The sequence below is a fragment of the Providencia sp. PROV189 genome, from assembly GCF_028480065.1.
GTDB lineage: Bacteria > Pseudomonadota > Gammaproteobacteria > Enterobacterales > Enterobacteriaceae > Providencia > Providencia stuartii.
Genome location: NZ_JAMPOG010000040.1, coordinates 1 through 6,564 on the forward strand (window position 1 = coordinate 1; position 6,564 = coordinate 6,564).

Here is a 6,564-nt window from a genome sequence, read left to right on the forward strand (position 1 = left end):
TCGACGGAGGGTGATAACAGAATAGCGTTATCATCAGGATTATTTTTACGCAACGCTTCATATAACCTGCCCGCTGACGGGGAAATCACCCGTCATCAGGGAATTTCTCCGTTTTTTCAGGAGAAATTCAATGAAGGTATCTACATTTCCGGAATCGTCTTTTTTTGACGATCTGCACTCTCTCACGCAACTGCATCACCTCTCAGGTGAGCTCGACATGGTTCTTGCTTTTGTCCGTCTGGATATTGGCGAGCACCCGGACGAAGATAATTTTCCGCCAAACTTCTGGATAATCAGTGCCGTTGCAGAGCAACTGGGCGCGTTATCTGTGGAGGCTGATTTTACCCGTCCACATCTTGAGAAAATGGTCCGCGCTGTCTGGAAAGCGGCTGAGCAAACGCCTTATGCGTCTGACTTTCGCCGTATCTACAACGATGCGATCAAAAATGCACAGTTTGAAGATCCGGTTGAAGCGCTGATGTTTGGTGCTTAACGGCGGACATTCACTGATTTTATGACCCATACGGGAAAACATCCCGTGAGGGCTGTATTCCCTTATCTGAGGATAGCCCTTATGACTCTTTTTACATTGAATTATGGTGTTGCCCACGTAATGTCTGGTATTGCCAGTTATTTATTTCCGCATTCCCGTGTTTCTCAGCAACTGAAGGCCGTTGCTAATGATGCCCGGATGCTGAAAATCACCGCAGAAGAACTGGAGGTGATACGTTTGGACGAAAAACGGATGTATCAGAGCGGAGATTACAGAGAACTGCCGTTTATTGAGCTTGATTTGTATACAACGGCATTTCGTTTTGGCGCCCTGATTTACTATGGACTCGCAAACCGGTGCCCCCGCATTTTTGCTTCACCGGCTGACAGTCATCGCTGAGCGGCTCGATCCGGAAATCTGGAATGAAGCCTGGCGCTGGGGTTACCGCTGCTGCCTGCAACACGAAAATGAAAAGCATGTAACCGACTGATTTAACGGACTCACAGGTGTCAGTCAGCTACCCTGAAATGGGGCTGCTTCCATTTACTGATCAGGTTTGATAACCATGATTTATGGCATTACCCGCGGACTGTTCTTTGTGGCCGATCACGTCTGTCGCTATTCCCGGAGTTGGGAATGGCTGATGTGGCTGGTTGAGGAAGCCCGGACACTGCGAAATGTTGAGGCTGATTTGAAACTGGCTGAAAGGTATGCCGGTGAGCAAAACCGCCCTCATTCCATTTCGCTGATGAAGTGTACGCTTTATGATGCCGGATTTGCTTACGGCAGATTATTACTGTGGCGTGCGGATGGTCTGATGAGACCCTGGCCGGCATGTCTGCTTCGCCGTTTACCGGATATCGGTCAGCGGATTGATGCAGTGATCTGGCAGAAAGGCTGTGAAGCCGGCTTGGATGAGACCGTCAGTGAATGGATGGCAATGGAGATGGCTGATGAATACCTTGTCGGTATCGAACTGAGCGACTGATTTGCCGGCATTCATTCTTTTTTTACTTACCTACCCGACGGGGAAACTCCCCGTCAGGTGGACGTTTCTCCGTCTTTTTTTACCGGAGAAACACACATGTCTGTTTTACTGCCAGAAAACAAACCGTTTTCATTTCTGAGTCTGATCATGCAACGGCTGTACCGTTTTTATGACCGTATACCGTTTGTTTCGTCAGGGATACCCGGTGAATTACCGTGGATAAGTAACCGAACCGGCCGGCGCGCTTACCGTGCGACGGTGGTGAAAGTGAATCCCCGGCAGTTCAGGATCCGCATTACTGTACGTCTGGGCGCGCATTCGAAAGAATACCGCTTTCATTCGTTGATAACCTCGCTGGACAGCAGGACATTTTGTTCCATAAAAGCGGCCTCCCGTGCCGGATTTGCACTGACATACCAGCTGGCACAGGTGCGTTATGCCTGGTGTCGCTGATTTGTTGTACTGATAGCACCATTGACTTTTTGTTATGACCCCGCCCGGCGGATTGATTTCCGTCAGGAGATGAATCCGCCATTTTTTTAATCAGAATGAGGATTTATCACATGGGATATACACATTATTTTACACAAAAACAAAGCGTTGACCCCCTGATGTGGCAGAACTTCCGTGAACATCTGGACAAGCTCTATCACCACTATCTGGCCAATCCCATATCCGCAGAGCAGATTTGCGGCGGATACCCAGATAAACCTATTGTGTTGTGTGATGGCCTGGAGGAAAAACGGCTGAATGATGGCTCATTATTCACCGACGACGGTGAGGCGCTTTGTTTTAACGGTAATGCGGCTGATGACATGAATCATGAGACGTTTATTGTTCAGCGCGAAATCCCCGTAGAGGACTACTGGGATTTCTGCAAGACAGCATACAAACCCTATGACGTGTTTGTAGTCGCGGCATTACTGTTGTTGTACAACCTGTGCCCGGGATATTTTTCGGTCTCTTCTGACGGGGATATCCGGGACTGGCAGCCGGTGCTGGACTATGTCAGTCAGGTATTTCCTTATCTTATCCTGACGTTACCGGAAGGGATAGGTTTACCGGAGGCAGGATAATGGCCAGAGCCTGTACGATACGGGAACTGATAGCGGATTTATCCCGCTGCAATCCGGAGGCATTCGTCTTGTGTGAGATGTGGTTCCCCGATGATGTTACCTATGTTGATGAAACGGCTTGTCCGGCAGAGACACGGGCAACATTAACGCATGTTGCACATCATTTTGATGCGGAGCTGGGGATCAACTGGGACACGCTGGCGTGTGCGTTATCGTGTGTCAGAGATGCTGAGCAGAAGGGACTCGATATTTACTTTTATGCCAGTGAAAAGCGTGGTACAGACAAAAGCCGGATACCCGCCTCACGTTACGCAGAAGCGGACAGCGACGGCGATATTGAAGTCGGGTATTTCCGTAAGGTTAATGCGCTGTTTAAGTGGGTGCATGACCATATCGGGGCTTTTGAGAACTGTGAAAAGGTGCTGGTGACAGAGGCCCATCTGCGGGCTTTACAGCAGGACTTGCAGGCACTGACACCGGAAAACTGTCAGACACGGTTCCCGACCACTGAGGGCTTTTTCTTTGGTTCAACGGCTTATGATGAGGCGTACTGGGCTGATGTGGAAGGCGTCAGACGCTGGCTGTCAGAGATAACGGAGACGTTTGACTTTGACGCAGAGTCACTGTTTTTTGTGGCCTGGTGGTAATCAGGTAAGGTGTTTCCCCGGGAAGCACTGAACACATTTTAATCAGTGTTTCCACTGGAAACGCCGGTTGAAAATTAACCATATTGTTTTTTCACCTGATGGTGTATCTCACCGTCAGGACGGGATACACCTTTTTTATTGAGGGTATTCCGATGAAAAAATCTGACCGTAAACGCCGTCCGGCAGCGGATAAGCCGGTTCGCGATATTTATCAGGAAGTGACTGACCGTATTGTGGCCGCGCTGGAAAAAGGCACCCGTCCGTGGAAACGACCATGGCGGCCGTCGGAAGGGACAGGCACCGGTTTTCCGGTGAACGCCCTGACCGGTCATTCCTACCAGGGGATAAATGTGCTGCTGTTATGGTTGTCGGCGGCGGAGCAGGGCTTTGGTTACGATATCTGGCTGACTTACCGTCAGGCACAGCAACTGGGTGGCCATGTCCGTAAAGGCGAAATGGCGACGAATACTGTGATATTCAAACCGGTGAAGGTGCCGGCAAAAGACCGTCACGGTGAGCTGCTGCGGGATGAACACGGTGAGGTGGTGATGACGGAGGTGCCGATGATAAAGGCGAATCCGTTATTTAACATAGCCCAGTGTGATGACCTGCCGGCGCATTTTTACGAAAACCGGCGACTACCCGGAGAGGAGACAGCAGGGATAACCCTGCCGGCCACGCACCGGGTGCTGGATATCCTGAATGCCAGCGGCGTGAAGGTGACCAGTGCGGCGCAGAACCGGGCGTATTACAGTCCGTCACAGGACCGGATTGTGATGCCGCTGTCGTCACAGTTTGACCGGAATGCCGATTACCAGGCCACCTTACTGCATGAGTTGGTGCACAGTACCGGTCATCCGTCCAGGCTGGCCCGTGAAGGCATCACCTCATCGTCCCTGAAGTTTGGTGACCCGCTGTACAGTTTTGAGGAGCTGGTTGCGGAAATGGGCAGCGCTTTTCTTTGTGCGCAGTTAAGCGTCGAGGGAGAAGTGAACCATGAAAGCTATCTTGACAGCTGGCTGCGGGTACTGAAATCGGACAAAAAAGCGTTGTTCCGGGCCGCCGGGCAGGCCCGCCAGGCCTGTGAGTTTTTACTGAATGTGGCCGCATCCCGACAGGCCGCGTAGGAGACTGCGATGAACAAAATGACCATTATCCGCTTTCAGTTACTGGTACATCAGTTACTGCAAGTGCATTACGGCATTACGCTGAGTGATACCGGATTGTCCGATGATGCTGAGGTGTCCCGGATGATTGAACTCGGGATATCGCCGGTATCGGTGGTCAACCGTCTGGTGGATAAGTACCACCTGGATAAACTGAATGCATCCTGTTATCTGCCGGCATCCCCGTATGTCAGTGACAGCGATGCCTTACTTGCACAGGCTCAGCTGAGCGGTGCCATTAACCCGGATGTCATGCCGGATAATCCTTAACGATTAACGACTGACATCTTTCCCGTGAGGGCTTGTTCCTCACGGGATAAGCCCTCTTTTTTATTCTGAAAAGAGGACATCATCATGCCAAACTGGTGCTCGAACCGACTTGACATCACCTTACACAACGCGGCGGATATGCCGGCTCTTAAACACTGGATATATGCGGATGATGGGATACCCGCCTGGCAGACGGCGATAGCACAAAGTCTGCATTTGTTGCTGGCCGGCTGCGCGGGGATACTGAAACCGGTCAGACCGCTGTCTTTTCCGCCGTTACCGGAACTGACTTCATACGGTGCAACCGGGCCTGTTTCCCCGGGAAACACGGCTTTCACGCACTGGGTTGACCTGCTGATGACTGCACCGGATTTGACACCGTCATGTTGTCAGCAAATCCATCAGTGGTATCAGATGTGGTTATCTGAAGGCGGGGCGTACCATTCCTGGGACTCGCTGACGGCGACGCAGAAAGCGAGACTGTCCCCGTTGTTATCGGGAAGCAGTTTTGACTGGCTTAACCGGTTTACCGGAGAGGATGAGAGCCGGGTGGCGACAGCCTGGGAGGATATTCAGTACCTTCGCAGTACCGGAGAAGCCATACCGATGGATATGCGGACTCTGTTACCGACCAGCCTTGCGGCTGAATTACACGGTTTTAACGGCTGTTTATGGAAAACACCGGAGGTCATCTGGCGGCAGGCGCGCTGGCAGGCGTTTGCCCCCGGTAACAGTACATATCACCTTTATCAGTGCCGTTATGGTGTGAAATGGCCGAACGGCAGTGGTTTTCACTGTATTGATGGCGGGTATGCGACGGAGTTATCCGCAGAGTTTGATACTCCGTGGGGGCCGCCGTCAGCAGCGGTTTTGTGTGCTCTGTCTGCGCGTTTCCGCTGTCAGGTCCGTCATGTCTATGCCGAAGAAGGCTGTGGTTTCTGCGGATACAGCGAGTATGACCATGGCCGGTTAACCGACCATGAATCTGATGAGATTGAGTTCAGTGATGAAGAGAATGAGGACGGTTTCCAGGATGTGACGGGACCGGACTATATTCTTGATTCATTGCCACATTACGGAGGGTGAGGTTTCCGTACTGATTTAACTGACTGAAAACCCGGTAGTGATACCGGGTTTTTTTATTTTTTTCGGAAAACTAATTTCGGCTTTTGTTTTATTCCCGCATTGTTATCGTGATGCCGTCATTGAATGAGATGGGGGAGAGTGTGATGAGATGTGAATTTGGGCAGGGTGTGAGGGAGTGGGCTCAGGATTTTTGGAATGAAATTCTGTTTCCTTTTTTTGTCACAGCCGGACTTTTGTTGCCACTGATTCTGGTTGTGGGCGTTTTCCTGGTCTGGGATGAACAGCGCCAGGCTGAGTGGGGGCGTTATTACCTGACGGAATGTCAGTTGGTGGAAAGAAACAGAAATGCGGGCTTCTGGTCAGGTCGGGAAAATATTCTGCAATGCGGAATGACCCGGGAGCATGTGAATGCGGACGCGTATGAAAAGGCCATCCGTGCCTGGCAGCAGAAACAGACAGAGACAGAATAATAAAACATTATTCATGTAATCTTCTGTTTTGTTGCCGGAATTATTTTTGTGGATGAGTTAACGTAATGAAAATAAGGTGCATTTATTATTTATTCTTATCCTGATATTAAAATAATTTATGTTTTATTTAATGTTGCGTTGTTGTTTTTACCGAATTAAAGAGGCAGTAACACCGATGTTACCGTGGTTTCGTAAATCGCTTTCCCGGAAAGCGGAAGAGAAAACATTGCGTGTTTCCCCGGGAAACACGCAGGAAAGGCCATTATTTATCCGTGACAGTGACGGCTTTTATTTACCGCAGGCAGCTGACGTATTGCTGACCACACCGCAGCGGCAAAACTGGTTACAGCAAATCAGCCGGGTGGTAG

General features: G+C 50.5%; 10 protein-coding genes and 1 pseudogene. All 11 read left to right on the plus strand.

Annotated elements, in window-relative coordinates; genetic code table 11:
• Positions 1 to 130 precede the first annotated feature (130 nt).
• On the plus strand, positions 131 to 493 hold the full coding sequence (locus PR833_RS17725; protein WP_004245735.1) for a hypothetical protein: 363 nt from the start codon (positions 131 to 133) through the stop codon (positions 491 to 493).
• Between the two features lie 81 nt (positions 494 to 574).
• Positions 575 to 892, plus strand: a complete 318-nt coding sequence (locus tag PR833_RS17730; protein ID WP_000171971.1) for a hypothetical protein — start codon at positions 575 to 577, stop codon at positions 890 to 892.
• Positions 893 to 1,310: 418 nt separating this feature from the next.
• Positions 1,311 to 1,481: a hypothetical protein gene (locus PR833_RS17735; RefSeq protein ID WP_223302951.1), complete on the plus strand. Its 171-nt coding sequence runs from the start codon at positions 1,311 to 1,313 to the stop codon at positions 1,479 to 1,481.
• 96 nt (positions 1,482 to 1,577) lie between these two features.
• The gene (locus PR833_RS17740; RefSeq protein ID WP_004239684.1) at positions 1,578 to 1,934 is read left to right on the plus strand and encodes a hypothetical protein; all 357 of its coding nucleotides are present in this window, start codon (positions 1,578 to 1,580) and stop codon (positions 1,932 to 1,934) included.
• Between the two features lie 110 nt (positions 1,935 to 2,044).
• A complete protein-coding gene (locus PR833_RS17745) occupies positions 2,045 to 2,557 on the plus strand; it encodes a hypothetical protein (RefSeq protein ID WP_000542402.1) in 513 nt (170 codons plus the stop codon).
• Positions 2,557 to 3,204, plus strand: coding sequence for a hypothetical protein (locus PR833_RS17750; RefSeq protein WP_004239680.1), 648 nt, complete (start codon positions 2,557 to 2,559; stop codon positions 3,202 to 3,204). The genes PR833_RS17745 and PR833_RS17750 overlap by 1 nt, the downstream gene beginning before the upstream one ends.
• A 152-nt stretch (positions 3,205 to 3,356) precedes the next feature.
• The gene (locus PR833_RS17755) at positions 3,357 to 4,331 is read left to right on the plus strand and encodes an ArdC family protein (RefSeq protein WP_012368428.1); all 975 of its coding nucleotides are present in this window, start codon (positions 3,357 to 3,359) and stop codon (positions 4,329 to 4,331) included.
• Positions 4,332 to 4,340: 9 nt separating this feature from the next.
• Positions 4,341 to 4,640 (plus strand): TA system toxin CbtA family protein, encoded by a 300-nt coding sequence (locus PR833_RS17760; protein ID WP_001038587.1) that lies wholly within the window; start codon positions 4,341 to 4,343, stop codon positions 4,638 to 4,640.
• An 84-nt stretch (positions 4,641 to 4,724) separates the two neighbouring features.
• The gene (locus PR833_RS17765; protein WP_004245726.1) at positions 4,725 to 5,726 is read left to right on the plus strand and encodes a DUF1281 domain-containing protein; all 1,002 of its coding nucleotides are present in this window, start codon (positions 4,725 to 4,727) and stop codon (positions 5,724 to 5,726) included.
• Between the two features lie 143 nt (positions 5,727 to 5,869).
• Complete coding sequence (locus PR833_RS17770) at positions 5,870 to 6,196, plus strand: hypothetical protein (RefSeq protein WP_012368427.1); 327 nt, start codon at positions 5,870 to 5,872, stop codon at positions 6,194 to 6,196.
• Positions 6,197 to 6,371: 175 nt separating this feature from the next.
• Positions 6,372 to 6,564 (plus strand): annotated as a pseudogene (locus PR833_RS17775) (TraI domain-containing protein); the annotation flags it as partial.

Excerpts from the sequence above, each read along its gene's own strand:
- PR833_RS17725 (WP_004245735.1), top strand. The coding sequence starts at position 131 with ATGAAGGTATCTACATTTCCGGAATCGTCTTTTTTTGACGATCTGCAC.
- PR833_RS17730 (WP_000171971.1), top strand. The coding sequence starts at position 575 with ATGACTCTTTTTACATTGAATTATGGTGTTGCCCACGTAATGTCTGGT.
- PR833_RS17735 (WP_223302951.1), top strand. The coding sequence starts at position 1,311 with ATGAGACCCTGGCCGGCATGTCTGCTTCGCCGTTTACCGGATATCGGT.
- PR833_RS17740 (WP_004239684.1), top strand. The coding sequence starts at position 1,578 with ATGTCTGTTTTACTGCCAGAAAACAAACCGTTTTCATTTCTGAGTCTG.
- PR833_RS17745 (WP_000542402.1), top strand. The coding sequence starts at position 2,045 with ATGGGATATACACATTATTTTACACAAAAACAAAGCGTTGACCCCCTG.
- PR833_RS17750 (WP_004239680.1), top strand. The coding sequence starts at position 2,557 with ATGGCCAGAGCCTGTACGATACGGGAACTGATAGCGGATTTATCCCGC.
- PR833_RS17755 (WP_012368428.1), top strand. The coding sequence starts at position 3,357 with ATGAAAAAATCTGACCGTAAACGCCGTCCGGCAGCGGATAAGCCGGTT.
- PR833_RS17760 (WP_001038587.1), top strand. The coding sequence starts at position 4,341 with ATGAACAAAATGACCATTATCCGCTTTCAGTTACTGGTACATCAGTTA.
- PR833_RS17765 (WP_004245726.1), top strand. The coding sequence starts at position 4,725 with ATGCCAAACTGGTGCTCGAACCGACTTGACATCACCTTACACAACGCG.
- PR833_RS17770 (WP_012368427.1), top strand. The coding sequence starts at position 5,870 with ATGAGATGTGAATTTGGGCAGGGTGTGAGGGAGTGGGCTCAGGATTTT.